We start from the raw sequence: 15465 nt of genomic DNA, 5'->3' as shown, positions 1-15465 counted from the left end.
TGCCAGGGTGGCGATCGAACCCGACGGGCCGTAACCTGCCCCGCATGGCCTTTCGGACCTGGGGCAGGGTGCTGCTCGTCGCACTCGGCGTCGGCGTACTAGCCGGAGCGGGCCAGCTCGGCTTCGCGTACGGCTTCGGTATCGTGCGCTTCGCCCGTACCTTCGACGCGACCACCGTCAGTCAGTGGACCGCCCAGCTCGCCTGGGTGAGCTGGTTCACCATGGTGGCCGCGGTCGTCGGCGCGGTGATCGCGGACCGGCTGGCCAGACGGTACGACTACCGCCCGACCCTCGGCACCCGGCTGGCACTCGCCGGTGCGGCCGCTCTCGGTGCCGGTGCGGTGGCACCGCTGTCCATGCAACCGGCCCGCGCCGCGCAGGTCGCGTCGGTGGACCCGGTCCTCGCCGCCGGCCTGGTCGCCGGGCTCGGCGCACTGGTCGGGTTCGCGGCGGCGGTGGCCGCACTGCACCAGTCGCCGGTGAGTTGGAACGTCGCCCTCATCACCGGCGGAATCTGGCTGTTGGCACTGATCTCGGTGATGCCGTCACTCGGCCCGACCGACCCGCTACCCGCCGTACGACTGGGTGTGCCGGATCCGACCTGGCTGAGTGCCGGCACCACCCAGCGGTTGGCGATCGTCACGATGCCGGCGCTGGCACTGGTCGCCGGGGCACTGACCGGGGCGCTCGCCCGGTGGCGGGGCCACTCGACGCTGGTGGTCGCGACCGCCGGGGCGGTCGGTCCGGCAATGCTCGCGCTGGCGTACCTCGCCGCCGGTCCCGGTGACGCAAGCGACAAGTACCAGGCGGCACCGTACTGGGGTGCTCTGGTCGCGACCGGCGCGGGCGCCCTCGGTTCGGTCCTGGCCGCGGTGATGCGTTGGCCGCTGACCAGCGAAACGGCCACCGCGACCCCGTTGCAGCCGACCGAGATCCTCCAGCGCGTACGGACGCCGCAGTCCACACCGGGCGAGGCGTCCGAGACCTGGACCAGCCGTCCGACGGACCCGTGGACCGCCACCCCACCGACCGACCCTCACCCGGACCACGTGTCGCCGGACCACCAGTCGCCGGACCACCTCTCGACAGGTTTCCTCTCGGCGGACCATCTCTCGGCCGAGCGCCCCTCCACGGACTACCTCTCGACGGACCGACGGACCGGCGTGGCGGAGCAGGCGTGGCGCGACCGCCCGACCGATATGTGGTCCAGCGCCCGATCCGACGACGGCCCCGCGGCCCAGCCGGCCGAGCCCGGCACCATCCCGAGCCCGCGTCGCTCCAGCGAAGCCGACCCGCTCGGTGGCCCCGTCGCACCGTTCCTCACCCACACCCCGGCGCCACCAACCACGCTCATTCCGCCAGACAGTCCAGAATCCACAGACCCTGGCGATTCCGACCTTTCGTCCACCAGCCGGAGCCGACCGGCGCCCGCTTCGCCGGTTACGCCCATCTTCGGCTCCTCGTCACTGGTCCCACCCATTCCCGGACCCGGATCGTCGCTCCCGCCCGCTCCGGGACCCTCGTCAGTGGCCGCCAGCCCCATTTCCGGACCCGGATCGCCGGTCCCATCACCGGCCGCTTCCGCAGCGCCGGTCACACCGTCGACCGACCCGTCTCCCGGTTCGCCACCACCGACCCCACCCTCCCGGTTCGCCACCCCGGCCCCGGCCGCCGACAGCCGAGCGACCCCGGATCCGGTCCGCCCGGTGAGCCCCGCGGCCGACCTGCCCAGCGCGGCCTCGGATCCCCTGTCGCCGGCACCGGATCCGTTCCGGACGACGCCCGAGCAGGCACCCGAACACCAGCCGAGCCGGGGCGACGCAAGCGGACCCGAGCAGGCACCCCGGCGCCCGGAACCGGAATGGGCCGACCCGTCGCTCGCGACCATGTCCACCGCCGACTTCTGGCCATCATCGGTCGACCCGCGCAAGCCCTTCGAGGAACGCACCGACAGCGGGTGGAACGCCTTCGCCGCCGCCAGCAGGACGGACTCCCCCGGCCCCGCGCCCACCACAACCTCGGACTCCACCGGCGGCAACACCCCCGACCAGGGCCCCGCCCGTACGGACTTCCGCCAACCGCCCACCGCACCCGAGCCGTTCTTCACGGCTCCCGCCCCGGTTCCGAGCGGCAAGCCGTACAAGGCCCCGCAACCGGTAACGGGCAACGATCAGTCCCCGCCGCCCGAGCCGGTACGACGTACCCCGTTCCGACTCACCGACCCGACCCCGGCGGCCACCTCCGGCCTCACTCCGCCCGCTGCCACCGACCCGGAACCCGAGCATCTGCGGCCTCTCCAACCAGGCAGTTCCACCGCTCCGAAACCCGACGAGCCACGGTCGACGACAACCAGACCACCGACGACCAGGGCGACGAGAGTGCCGAGGGTTGACCAAGCGCAGCCCGAAGAGCCACCGGTCGACGAGCCGAAATCGGAGCAGGCAACGCCGAACGAGCCGAAGTCGGACCAGGCGACGCCGAACAAGCCGAAGTCGGAGCAGCCAGGGTCGGACCAGCCGAAGGCCGGAGAAAAGGCACCGCGCCCCCGCCGCGGCCTGTTCCGCCGCAACCGCTCATCCGTCCCCGACACCGAGTCGGAGCCGACCAACGGCACCGACACCACCGGGCCGGCATCCCCGACACAGCGCGGACGCGGCCGTACGGAACGCCCTGTCCCGGCCACCGACGAGGAGTACGTGGACTGGGTGAGCGGCCTCGGCGCCCCAACCCCCGCCGAAGACCCCCGCCCTCAGGACGCGCCCCGCCGTACCCTCCGCTCCTCCGGCCGCCACCACGCCGACTAGACCGCCCCCAGCCGGCAACCCCCACCCCCACCCCGTTGATCATGAAGTTAGCACCCCCGTTCGACCCGACAACCCGCACTAACTTCATGATCAACACAGCTCCGCCCCACCCCGGGGTGGGGTGGGGCGGGGCGGGTGGCTGGTAGGGGTTGGGCCTGCCGCTGAACCGGGAACTCAGGCCAAGGGCAAGTACACCTTCCCGCCCGACTCCACGAACTCCGACGACTTCTCCTGCATCCCCCGGGCCGCGTACTCCTTCAGCTCCTGGGTGATTTTCATCGAGCAGAACTTCGGCCCGCACATCGAGCAGAAGTGCGCCGTCTTCGCCGGTTCCGCCGGCAGGGTCGCGTCGTGGTACGCCCGTGCCGTCTCCGGGTCGAGCGAGAGGTTGAACTGGTCCTCCCAGCGGAACTCGAACCGCGCCTTGGACAGCGCGTCGTCCCAGTCCTGGGCGCCGACATGCCCCTTGGCCAGGTCAGCCGCGTGTGCCGCGATCTTGTACGCGATCACACCCGCCTTGACGTCGTCCCGATCCGGCAGCCCCAGGTGCTCCTTCGGTGTGACGTAGCAGAGCATGGCGGTGCCGAACATGCCGATCATCGCCGCGCCGATGGCCGAGGTGATGTGGTCGTACGCGGGCGCGATGTCCGTCGTCAGTGGGCCGAGGGTGTAGAACGGCGCTTCCTGGCACAGCTCCTGCTGGAGGTCGACGTTCTCCTTGATCTTGTGCATCGGCACGTGACCCGGACCCTCAATCATCACCTGGACGTCGTACTCCCAGGCGATCTTCGTCAGTTCACCGAGCGTACGCAGCTCGGCGAACTGCGCCTCGTCGTTGGCGTCCGCGATCGAGCCGGGGCGCAGCCCGTCGCCGAGGGAGAAGGTCACGTCGTAGCGGGCCAGGATCTCGCACAGCTCGCGGAAGTTGGTGTAGAGGAAGTTCTCCTGGTGGTGCGCCAGACACCAGGCCGCCATGATCGAGCCGCCCCGGGAGACTATGCCGGTGACCCGTTCGACGGCCAGTGGGACGTACCGCATCAGCACCCCGGCGTGCACGGTCATGTAGTCGACGCCCTGCTCGGCCTGCTCGATGACGGTCTCCCGGAACACCTCCCAGGAGAGTTTGACCGGGTCGCCTCCGACCTTCTCCAACGCCTGGTAGATCGGCACGGTACCGATCGGCACCGGCGAGTTGCGGACGATCGCCTCGCGGGTCTCGTGGATCCGCTTGCCGGTGGAGAGGTCCATCACCGTGTCCGCGCCCCACCGGGTGGCCCAGGTGAGCTTCTCCACCTCCTCGGCGACCGACGAGGTCACCGCCGAGGTGCCGATGTTGGCGTTCACCTTGACCAGGAACCGCTTGCCGATGATCGCCGGCTCCACCTCGGGGTGGTTGATGTTGAGCGGCAGTACGGCCCGACCGGCGGCGATCTCGTCCCGGACGACCTCGCCCGGCACTCCCTCCCGTACCGCCACGAACTCCATCTCCGGGGTGACGATCCCGGCCCGCGCGTACGCGAGTTGGGTCGGCCGCTTTCCGTTGGTGCCGGCGAGCGGGGTACCGGCACCGCGTACCGGTGCCACGTCACCGCGCTCGGCGATCCACGGGCCGCGCAGCGCCGGCAGGCCGACCTCCGGGTCGCTGCCCGGCCCGGAGGTGTCGTACAACCGGACCGGCGGGTTCTCCCCGGCCAGTTCCACCTCGGCGAACGGGACCCGGATGTCCGGCCGTGATCCCTCCACGTACACCTTGCGACGAGCCTGCATAACCAAACCTCCTGCTTGTCAGCGGGACCAACCGAAGTGGTCCAGCGGTCCGTGGCCGGTGCCCAACTCCCAGTCGCGCGCACCGGCGAGCGCGCGGGCGACGTACTCCTTGGCGAACACGACCGCGTCCGGGACCGGGTCGCCGAGCGCGATCCGCGCGGCGATGGCGGCCGAGAAGGAGCAGCCGGTGCCGTGTGTGTTCCGGGTGGGGACCCGTGGGCCGGCGAGCAGCCGGGCCGTCGTGCCGGTCCAGAACACGTCCACCGCGTCGGTCGGGTCGTCGTGGTCGTCACCGCCGCCGGTGACGACGACGTACCGGGGTCCGGCGGCGGCGATCTGCTCGGCGGCGCCGACCATGTCGTCGGTGGTGGTCACCGGGCGTCCGACGATCGCCGCGGCCTCCTCCCGGTTCGGCGTCGCGACCAGCGCGTACGGCAGCAGCCGGGCCACCGCGGCGACCACGCCGAGCCGGTGGCCGCTGGTCGAGACGAGCACCGGGTCGACCACCAGGTTCGGCAGCAGCCCGGCGCGGGCGTGTGCCGCCACCGCGTTCGCGACCTCCTCGGTGCCGAGCATCCCGGTCTTGGTAGCCAGCACCGGCAGGTCCGACAGGACCGCGTCGAGTTGTGCGCTGACCACGTCGGGGGGCGTGGGGAGGACGGCGCGCACCTGGTGGGTGTTCTGTGCGGTGAGGGCGGTGATCACGGAGGTGCCGTAGACACCGAGTGCCGCGAAGACCTTCAGGTCGGCCTGGATGCCGGCGCCCGCCCCGGAGTCGGAGCCGGCGATGGTCAGCGCCACCGGCGGCGTCACCGTCCGCTCCCCCGTACCGCGTCCGTCGCCGCCGGTGCGTCGGCGTCGAACTGGCCGTTTCCTACCGCCCGGCCGGTGGGCCGGGCGACCTGTGCGGCGGTGGTGAGCCGGGCGACCAGGGCGGCCGGGTCGTCGGCGCGCATGATGGCGCCCATCACCGCCACCCCGGCGGCACCGGCGCGCAGGCAGGCGGCGACCTGGTCGGGTTCGCCGACGCCGCCGAGGGCGAGCACCGGGACCGGGGTACGCCGGACCAGCCGGGCCAGGCCGACCGGGTGCAGTGGTGGGCCGTAACCGGGTTTCGACGGGCTCGGGAAGATCGGGGACAGGGTCACGTAGTCCTCCGTGGACAGTCGGCCCAGTTCGGCCTCGTTGTGACAGGAGCGGCCGACCAGGGCCAGCTCGGGTGGCGGGTACGGTCCGGCCGCCGGCAGGTGCACGGCGGTACCGCCGAGCGGGTCGGGTCCGGCCACCAGGAGGGTTCCGCCGGTCGGGGCGAGGATGTCCCGCAGGGTTTCGGCGATCGCCAGTCGCTCGTCGCGGGGCAGGTCGGACTCCCGGAGCAGCACCCAGCGGGCGCCCGCGTCCACCGCCGCCCGGATCACCTCGGGCAGCGGCCGGCGGGCCTGCCACCGGTCGGTGACCACCACCAGGCCGGTCGGCGTACCCGGGGTGGGTGGTGGTGCCGTGCCGTCGCCGTCCGGTCCGGGTCGGCGTGGCACCGGGTGGGCCGGGTCGGGGCGACACGGCGACCCCACGGGGAGCGCGGGCCGCTGGCCGGTCACAGGTCCGGCCGTCCCTCGTCGGGGCTGGACGCCAACGCGTGGAACCGTCGGGGAATCCGGCCGGAGCGGGCGGCGAGCCAGCCCGCCTCGACGGCGTACCGCATGGCGGTCGCCATCCGGGCCGGCTCGGCGGCCCGCGTCACGGCGCTGGCCAGCAGGACCCCGTCGCAGCCCAGTTCCATGGCGAGGGCGGCGTCGGAGGCGGTGCCGATCCCGGCGTCGAGGATCACCGGCACGTCGACGCTCTGCCGGATCAGCCGGATGTGGTGCGGGTTGCCGATGCCGAGTCCGGAGCCGATCGGCGCACCGGCCGGCATCACCGCCGCGCAGCCCGCCTCGGCGAGCCGGCGGGCGAGCACCGGGTCGTCACTGGTGTACGGCAACACGGTGAAGCCGTCGGCCACCAGCTGGTCGGCGGCGTGCAGCAGCTCGACCGCGTCCGGCAGCAGGGTCCGGTCGTCCCCGATCACCTCCAGTTTCACCCAGGAGGTGTCGAACGCCTCCCGGGCCAGCCGGGCGACCTTGACCGCCTCGGCGGCGGTGTAGCAGCCGGCGGTGTTCGGCAGCAGCCGTACGCCGCACCGGTCGAGTACGTCCAGCAGCCCGCCGTGCATCGTGGCGGCGGCGTCGACCCGGCGCAGCGCGACGGTGACGAGTTCGGTGCCGCTTGCCCGGATCGCCTGCTCCAGTACGTGCAGGTTGGCCGCGCCGCCGGTGCCGAGGATCAGCCGGGACCCGAACGACACCCCGCCCAGCTCGAACGCTCCGGTACCGGCCGTCACGTCACCATCCATCTGTTCCACCTGGGACATCGGGTTCACCCGCCCTGGGCCGCGGTGAGCACTTCGACCCGGTCGCCGGAGTTCAGTACGGCCGCCGGCCAGCCGGCCCGGGGCACGACCTCACCGTTCACCGCCACGGCCACGCCGCGGGTCTGGCCGGTGACGGTGGCGACCAGGTCCGCCACGGTCACTCCGCCGGGCAATCTGTGGTCCGTACCGTTCACGGTCAATTCCACTGGAACCCCACCCTCTGCGGTCATCGGATCTCCTCCCTCGTCGAACGGACCTCGGTCGGGGCGTACCGACCGTCGCCGCCTCGAACATCCCGCCGGTCGGGCCCGGTCCGGGTGAACCGGTCCGGGGTGAACGCCGCCATCGCCGGGTCGGCCGTCCCGCTGGTCAGCAGGTCGACGACCCGTTCGGCGGTCACCGGGGTGAGCAGGACGCCGTGCCGGTAGTGCCCGCTCGCCACGACCACGTCGGGGCGGTCCGCCAGCCGGCCGATCACCGGTGCGTTGTCCGGCGTACCGGGGCGGTGGCCGGCGGTGGCCTCGGCGAGTTCGTACTCGGCGAGTTCCGGCACCAGGTCGGTCGCGGAGCGGAGCAGTTCCAGCACCCCGCCGGCGGTGACGGTGCTGTCGCCGCGTTCCTCGACGGTGGCGCCGACGACCACCTCGCCGTCGTGCCGGGGTACCAGGTAGACCGAGCAACCGTCGTTGTAGCCCCGGATCACGTGCCGGAAGCCGGGCGGTTCGCCTCCGGGGGCGCGCAGCCGGAGGATCTGCCCCTTCACCGGCCGGATCGGCAGTCCGGTCAGGTCGGCGGCGCCGCAGCCGGCGGCGACCACGATGGTGCCGGCGTCGAGGTCGGCGAGGTTGCGCACGGCGGCGGGCACGAACACCACTCCGGCCCGGAGCGCGGCCAGCCGCAGGGCGGCGACCAGTCGGCGCGGGTCCACCTGGTGGTCGTCGGGCGCGTGCGCGCCGCCGCGTACCCGGGGGGCGAGCAACGGCTCGCGGTCGTGCAGCCCGGTCGCGTCCAGTGCGGTGATCGGCAGCCCGAGAGCCTGCTGGTACGTCCAGAGCCGGCGGGCCTCGGCCAGGTCGTCGGCGGTGCGCCCGACCACCAGGGTGCCCTCGGTGCGGTAGCCGAGGTCGGCGACTCCGGGCAGCCCGGCGGCGGTCGCGACCTCGGTGGCGAAGCCGGGCCAGCGGGCGGCGGAGTCGAGCAGCAGCCGGGTCAGCGCCTCCTCGCCGAAGGAGGCTTCGGCGACCGGGGAGAGCATGCCGGCGGCGACGCCGGACGCTCCGCTGCCCGGATCCGGGTCGTGCAGCAGCACCCGCATTCCCCGGTTCGCGGCCCGCCAGGCGATGGCGAGTCCGATGGGTCCACCTCCGACCACCGCGACGTCGGCCCGTCGGGCGGTGCGGAAGGGGCCCCGGCTGCCGGCCTGCGCCGGTTGGGGGGCCCCGGCTAGCACGCCGGTGCCCCGGTGTGTTCCAGGGCGGCGAGCAGTTGTGCGGTGGCGCGGGCCGGGTCGGCGGCGGTGCTGACCGCACCGACCACCGCGATGCCGTACGCGCCGGCGGCGATCAGTTCCGGCACCCGTACGGCGGTCACCCCGCCGATCGCGATGACCGGTACGTCGACCGCCGTGGCCACGGCCGCGATACCGGCGGGGCCGATCGGGTCGGGGAGCCCGTCCTTGGTGGTGGTGGCGTAACAGGGCCCGACGCCGAGGTAGCTGGCGCCGGCGGCGACCGCTTCGCGGGCCGGGTCGGGGGCGCGGGCGGTGGCGCCGAGCAGCGCGTCCGGTCCGAGCACCCGTCGGGCGGCCGGCACCGGCAGGTCGAGCGCGCCGACGTGGCCACCGGCGGCGTACGCCGCGAGGGCGACGTGCAGCCGATCGTTGACCAGGCAGGTCGCGCCGGACGGGGTGCAGAGGTCGACCACCAGGCGGGTCAGTTCGTACGCCTCGCGGTCGGTGGCGTCGTCCTCGACGCGTACCTGGACCACGAGTTCGGGTCCGGCCACGGCGAGCGCCGCACGTACCGTGGCGATAGGATCGCGTCCGGTACGGGTGTCGGTGATGAGATGCAAACGTCCCAGTACGGGCACGGCAAACTCCTCCCTGCGCCGGCATTACCCGGATCAGGTTCGACGGTCGGGGGCTGTCAGCCCCCCTCTCAGCCCGGTACACCGGACTCCCGTGGGTTACTTGTCGACCACACTACGACGGCGGGGCGGATCCGCCAAGGGGTCGCACGTCACAGCGGCCCGCCACGGCCGGTTGACGTGACCCGCGACACCGTGGGCTTTTGTCTGTCCTATCCGGAAGATCCACCTCGGTTACCCAACCGTTACTCGATTTGGCTTGTTGCTGTATTGCCCGCCCAACGCTGACCAGCATTAATTTGTTCAGCGACAAGACAAATTTCGACTGCACAGCCACGGCGGGCTACGCAGCCGAAACCCACCACCCCCGAACCGGTCTTCGGCGAGCCGGCCGGGGATCCCCCGTTGTCCTCACCGGACGAAGGAGATCCTTCGTGTCAAGACCTCGCCCGCGCCACGCGCTGCGCGGCGCCCTCAGTCATGCGCTGCTGAGTCTCGCGGTCGCCGTCACCTCCACGGCGGCCGCACTCGTAGCAGCCCCCAGCGCCGCCCAGGCGGCCCCGGCCGCCGCAGCGGCGGACCCGTACTCCGTCCTGGTCTTCTCCAAGACCGCCGGCTTCCGGCACGGCTCCATCCCCTCCGGCATCGCCGCCATCCAGCAGCTCGGCGCGGCGAACGGGTTCTCCGTCACCGCGACCGAGGACGGTGCCGCGTTCACCGACGCCAACCTCGCCCAGTACAAGGCGGTGATCTGGCTCTCCACCACCGGTGACGTGCTCGACGACACCCAGCAGGCGGCGTTCGAGCGTTACATCGAGGCCGGTGGCGGCTACGTCGGAATCCACGCCGCCTCGGACACCGAGTACAACTGGCCGTGGTACGGCGGTCTGGTCGGCGCGTACTTCAACGCGCACCCGGCCAACCAGCAGGCCACGGTCAAGGTCGAGGACCCGGCGCACCCGTCCACCGCCGGGCTCCCGGCCCAGTGGTCCCGCTTCGACGAGTGGTACAACTTCCGGACCAACCCGCGCGCGAACGTTCACGTGCTGGCCAGCCTGGACGAGCGGAGCTACACCCCGGGTACCGGCGCGATGGGCGCCGACCACCCGACCGCGTGGTGTCAGGACTACGAGGGTGGCCGTTCCTGGTACACCGGTGGTGGTCACACCAACGAGTCGTTCGCGGAGCCGCAGTTCCTCACCCACCTGCTCGGCGGCATCGAGACCGCCGCGGGCGTGGTCGAGGCCGACTGCAGCGCGACGAAGACCAGCAGCTTCGAGAAGGTGTCGCTGGACAGCAACACCAACAACCCGATGGAGCTGGACATCGCCCCGGACGGGCGGGTCTTCTACGTCGAACGTGACGGCCGGATCCAGATCATCAAGCCGAGCACCGGCACCACGGTGACCGCGGTGACCCTGCCGGTCTTCACCGGCAACGAGGACGGTCTGCTGGGCATCCAGCTCGACCCGGACTTCGCCACCAACAACTGGGTGTACGTCTACTACGCCCCCGCGGGTGGCGCGGCCCGCAACTACCTCTCCCGGTTCACGGTCGAGGGCGACACCATCAACGCCGCCACCGAGAAGGTCGTGCTCCAGGTCCCGACGCAGCGCAACACCTGCTGCCACGCGGGCGGCAGCATCACCTTCGACAGCCAGGGGAACCTCTACCTGGCCCTCGGTGACAACACCAACCCGTTCGAGTCGGACTCCTACACCCCGATCGACGAGCGGCCGGGTCGGCAGGACTACGACGCGCAGCGTTCCTCGGGCAACACCAACGACCTGCGCGGCAAGGTGCTCCGGATCCACCCGGAGGACGACGGCACCTACACCGTGCCGGCCGGCAACCTGTTCGCCCCGGGCACCGCGCTGACCAAGCCCGAGATCTACGCGATGGGCTTCCGGAACCCGTTCCGGATCGGCATCGACCCGCAGACCGACACCCTGTACGTCGGCGACTACGGCCCGGACGCCGGTGCGACGAACCCGAACCGTGGCCCCGAGGGCACGGTCGAGTGGAACATCGTCACGCCGGGCAACTACGGCTGGCCGTACTGCCACGGCGCCAACTACGCGTACAACGACTGGACGTTCCCGTCCGGACCGAGTGGGGCGAAGTTCAACTGCGCTGCGCCGGTCAACAACTCGCCGAACAACACCGGCCTGACCAACCTCCCGCCGGCCATCTCGGCCACGGTCGACTTCGACTACAGCGGCAACCCGCTGTTCCCGGAGATCGGCGGCGGCGGCGCCCCGATGGGCGGCCCGGTCTACCGGTACGACGAGAACCTCGACTCGGAGCGCAAGTGGCCGGCCTACTACGACGGCAAGGCGCTGCTCGGCGAGTGGAACCAGAACAAGATGTACACCATGCAGGTCAGTGCGGACGGCAAGTCGCTGGTCGACATCAACCAGCTGCTGACCGGCATGACCATGCTGCGGCCGATGGACTTCGAGTTCGGTCCGGACGGGGCGCTGTACCTGATCGAGTGGGGTACCGGCTTCGGCGGCAACAACGACAACTCGGGCATCTACCGGATCGACTACACCGCCGGTGAGCGGGCGCCGATCGCGGTCGCGAACGCCGAACCCACCTCGGGTCCGGCGCCGCTGGCGGTGCAGTTCTCCAGCGCCGGGTCACGTGACCCGGACGGTGGCACGCTCACGTACGCCTGGAACTTCGGCGACAACGCCACCTCGACCGACCCGAACCCGGCGCACACCTACGCGGCGGCGGGCAACTACAACGCGCAGCTCACGGTCACCAACCCCAAGGGTCGGACCGCGGTGGCGAACGTACCGGTCACGGTGGGCAACACCGCGCCGACCGTCTCCATCGAGTTCCCGCCGGACGGTGGCTTCTTCGAGTGGGGCGACCTGGTCAAGTACAAGGTCAACGTGACCGACCCCGAGGACGGCACGATCGACTGTGACCGGGTCACGTTGCAGTACTACCTGGGCCACGACCAGCACGCGCACCCGCTTCAGTCGTACACCGGCTGTGAGGGTTCGGTCCAGACGCTGCTCGCCTCCGGGCACGGCGCCGAGGCGAACGTCTTCGGTGTCTTCGAGGCCAGCTACACCGACGCCGGTGGCGCCGGCGGTTCGCACGCCCTGACCGGGCGGTCGATCGAGCAGTTGCAGCCCAAGCGCACCCAGGCCGAGTACTACACCTCGACCGGCCGGGTGGCCGGGTCGACCAGCGGTGGTGACCCGGGCGTGCAGCGTCAGGCGACCACCGACACCGCCGGTGGATTCGAGAACATCGGGTTCATCGAGGACGGCGACTGGTGGGCGATCGAGCCGGCCAACCTGACCGGCATCGACTCGCTTCGCTTCCGGGCCGCGTCGGCCGGCGGCGGCGCGCGGATCGAGGTCCGTACCGGCGCGGTCGACGGCCCGCTGGTCGCGACCGCCACGGTGCCGAGCACCGGTGGCTGGCAGACGTTCGTCGACGTACCGGCGGCGATCACCACCCCGAGCACCAGCAGCGGCACGCTGTACTTCGTGGCGCGTAACCCGGTCGGTTCCACCGGAACCGGCGCGATCCTCAACGTGAACTGGACCGATTTCCTCGGCCGGGGTATCACCGACAACGCCCCGCCGGTGGTCACCGCCTCCGCGAACCCCACCGCCGGCGTCGCGCCGGTGACGGTCGCCTTCAGCGGTACGGCCACCGACCCGGAGAACGACGCCCCGTTCACGTACGCCTGGGACTTCGGTGACGGCGGCACGGCGAACACCATCAACGCCTCGCACACCTACACCGTGCCGGGCAACTTCACCGCCACCCTGACCGTGACCGACGCCCGTGGTGCCTCCACGTTCGTGAACGTCCCGGTCCAGGTGACCGCGCCGAACACGTCCTGCTTCGGGGCACGCTCGGACGACTTCACCGGCACCTCGCTGGACAAGTCGCGCTGGTCGACCGTGATCCGGGAGAACCAGCTCTACTCGGTCAGCGGCGGCAACCTGGTGCTGCCGACCGCGATGGGCGACCTGTACGGCGGCACGAACAACGCCACCAACGTGGTGCTCCAGCCGGCCCCGAACGGTGCCTGGCAGGCGACCACCAAGGTGACGTTGAACGCGACCACCGACTACCAGCAGGCCGGTCTGATCCTCTACGGCGACGACGCGAACTACGCCAAGGTGGATCTGCTCTTCGGTGGCAGCCGGAAGATCGAGTTCATCCGGGAGACCGCCGGCACGGCCCGCAACGAGGCCGCCGACGCGGTCGCCGCACCGGCCACGCTGGGTAACACGGTCTACGTCCGCCTGATCAGCGACGGCACCAACCTGACCGCGGCCTTCTCGGCCGACGGCCAGACCTTCACCCCGGTCGGCCGTTCGGCCGCACTGGCCGGGATCGAGAACCCGAAGGTGGGCCTGTTCGCGCTCAACGGCAACACCACGGCCCCCGTGGTGGACGCCCTGTTCGACTGGTTCCAGATCACGCCGGACGAGCCGGCCGGCCCGGTCGTGCCGTCCGACGAGTTCACCGGTACCAGCCTGGACAAGTGCAAGTGGAACGCGATCGTCCGGGAGGACCCGAACGGTTACCGGGTGACCGGTGGCGGTCTGCAGATCGACGTGCCGAACGGCGACATCTACCAGGGCGGCGGCACCCCGCCGTCGAACTTCATCCTGCAGAACGCGCCGGCCGGTGACTGGACGATCGAGACCAAGATCGACGGTAGCCAGTTCAACGAGCAGTACCAGCAGGGTGGTCTCCTCGTCTACGGCGACGACGACAACTACCTGAAGCTGGACTACATCGCGGACAACCAGGCGGGTCAGCCACTGACCCGGCGGATCGAGTTCCGCAGCGAGATCGCCGCCGTGGTGCAGGACCCGCAGCCGAACGGGTCGAACCTGACCCAGGGCATCTGGCACCTGCGGCTGTCGAAGGCCGGTACGACGTACACCGCGTCGTACTCGGCTGACGGGACCGAATGGACGTCGTTGGGGAGCCTGACCAACGCGGCCGTGGGCACCACGCCCAAGTTCGGTCTGTTCACCCTCGGCGCGGCCCAGCAGGCGTCGAAGCCGGCGACGTTCGACTACTTCCGGGTGAGCACCACGGTCGACGACTCGACCGCACCGGTGACCACCGCGGCAGTGGCCGGTACGCCCATCGGCGGCTGGTACAAGGCGGCCACCACGGTCACCCTGGCCGCCACCGACAACACCGGTGGCAGCGGAGTGGCGAGCACCGAGTACCAGCTCGACGCGGGCACCACCTGGACCGCCTACACCGAGCCGATCCTGGTCTCCGGTGACGGCGCCCACCAGGTGCGGTTCCGCTCGACCGACGAGGCCGGCAACGTCGAGGAGGCGAAGACCGTCGACCTCAAGATCGACGCGACCGCGCCGGTCACCTCGGCGACCTTCGCGCCCCCGAGCGACAGCGGATGGCACGCCGGGACGATCCCGGTGACGCTCGCCGCCACCGACGCGGGTGCCGGGGTCAGCAAGCTGGAGTGGTCCCTGGACGGCGGCCCCTGGACGCCGTACACCACGGCGGTCAACGTCAGCGGCGACGGGCAGCACGAGCTGCTGTACCGGGCCACCGACGCGGCCGGCAACGAGGAGACGCTGAAGTCGGCGCTGCTCAAGATCGACGGCACCAAGCCGACCGTGCTGGTCTCCGGCCTCGCCGACGGCCAGCTCTACGGTGACAGTGCCGACGTCCGGGTCTCCTGGCAGGCGGTCGACCCGACCTCCGGTCTGGAAGCCACCATCGGCACGCTGGACGGCCAGCCGTACGCCAACAACACCCTGCAGGCGCTCTACGACCTGTCGTTGGGCCTGCACGAGCTGACCGTCACCGCGACCGACAAGGCCGGCAACACCACGACCTCGTCGGTACGGTTCTTCGTCACCACCTCGTTCCGGGACATGCAGAACCTGCACGACCGGTTCAAGGCCACCAACCGGCTCTCCACCAAGGCCCACCGCCAGCTCACCAACAAGCTGACCGCGGTCCGGGACTCGGAGGCCGCCGGTGACGACAAGCGGGCGGTGCAGCAGTTGACCGCGTACAAGGCGCTCGTCGCCGACACCGCCCTGGTCTCCGACGCGGATGTCCGCGACGTACTGACCAGGGACGCGGACGCCATGATCGTCCGGCTCGGTGGCACCGCCACCAAGGCGGGCGTGAAGGCCAACGCCGACAAGCCGGTCCAAGGAACGGGACGCCTCGCCGAGGATCCGACCCGCATCCAGCAGGGCGGCAAGCTGTAACCACCCGTACCGCATCGCGGTAACCGCACCACACCCGGGGCGGGGGGGGGGGGGAGGGGGGCCCCCCCCCCCCCCCCCCGGAAACCCCGCCGCGCGCCCCGCCCAAACCCCTCCCCCCCATTCCCTCGCCCCCCAATCTCCCGCTCTC

9 protein-coding genes and 1 riboswitch are annotated in these 15465 nt (G+C 71.5%); of the genes, 2 read left to right on the top strand and 7 right to left on the bottom strand.

The window, feature by feature from the left end; translation table 11 throughout:
- The first annotated feature begins 44 nt into the window (after positions 1-44).
- Entirely contained in the window at positions 45-2804 is a 2760-nt protein-coding gene (locus ACZ6QQ_RS35280; protein ID WP_465882245.1) for a hypothetical protein, read from the top strand.
- 174 nt (positions 2805-2978) lie between these two features.
- Here ACZ6QQ_RS35280 and thiC read toward each other — a convergent pair whose 3' ends face one another.
- From thiC to thiE, 7 genes are read right to left on the bottom strand one after another with little or no spacing between them, the layout of a single operon-like run.
- Positions 2979-4571, bottom strand: a complete 1593-nt coding sequence (thiC, locus tag ACZ6QQ_RS35275) for a phosphomethylpyrimidine synthase ThiC (RefSeq protein WP_465882243.1) — start codon at positions 4569-4571, stop codon at positions 2979-2981.
- An 18-nt stretch (positions 4572-4589) separates the two neighbouring features.
- Positions 4590-5384, bottom strand: a complete 795-nt coding sequence (thiD, locus tag ACZ6QQ_RS35270; protein ID WP_465882241.1) for a bifunctional hydroxymethylpyrimidine kinase/phosphomethylpyrimidine kinase — start codon at positions 5382-5384, stop codon at positions 4590-4592.
- Positions 5381-6106: a thiamine phosphate synthase gene (locus tag ACZ6QQ_RS35265; RefSeq protein ID WP_465882240.1), complete on the bottom strand. Its 726-nt coding sequence runs from the start codon at positions 6104-6106 to the stop codon at positions 5381-5383. The genes thiD and ACZ6QQ_RS35265 overlap by 4 nt, the downstream gene beginning before the upstream one ends.
- A 59-nt stretch (positions 6107-6165) precedes the next feature.
- Positions 6166-6963, bottom strand: a complete 798-nt coding sequence (locus ACZ6QQ_RS35260; RefSeq protein WP_465882317.1) for a thiazole synthase — start codon at positions 6961-6963, stop codon at positions 6166-6168.
- Positions 6964-6986: 23 nt separating this feature from the next.
- Positions 6987-7187, bottom strand: coding sequence for a sulfur carrier protein ThiS (thiS, locus tag ACZ6QQ_RS35255; RefSeq protein ID WP_465882316.1), 201 nt, complete (start codon positions 7185-7187; stop codon positions 6987-6989).
- Positions 7188-7207: 20 nt separating this feature from the next.
- Positions 7208-8431 (bottom strand): glycine oxidase ThiO, encoded by a 1224-nt coding sequence (thiO, locus tag ACZ6QQ_RS35250; protein ID WP_465882239.1) that lies wholly within the window; start codon positions 8429-8431, stop codon positions 7208-7210.
- Complete coding sequence (gene thiE / locus ACZ6QQ_RS35245) at positions 8425-9060, bottom strand: thiamine phosphate synthase (RefSeq protein WP_465882314.1); 636 nt, start codon at positions 9058-9060, stop codon at positions 8425-8427. The genes thiO and thiE overlap by 7 nt, the downstream gene beginning before the upstream one ends.
- A gap of 2 nt (positions 9061-9062) precedes the next feature.
- Positions 9063-9172: riboswitch (TPP riboswitch) on the bottom strand.
- A 328-nt stretch (positions 9173-9500) separates the two neighbouring features.
- Between thiE and ACZ6QQ_RS35240 the strand changes: the two genes are divergently transcribed.
- Positions 9501-15317, top strand: coding sequence for a ThuA domain-containing protein (locus tag ACZ6QQ_RS35240; RefSeq protein ID WP_465882237.1), 5817 nt, complete (start codon positions 9501-9503; stop codon positions 15315-15317).
- The last annotated feature ends 148 nt before the right edge of the window (positions 15318-15465 follow it).

This window comes from Micromonospora sp. NPDC049529 (genome assembly GCF_055586685.1).
The sequence above is the reverse complement of the archived record's forward strand: the minus strand, read 5'-3'. Positions and strand labels throughout refer to the sequence as shown.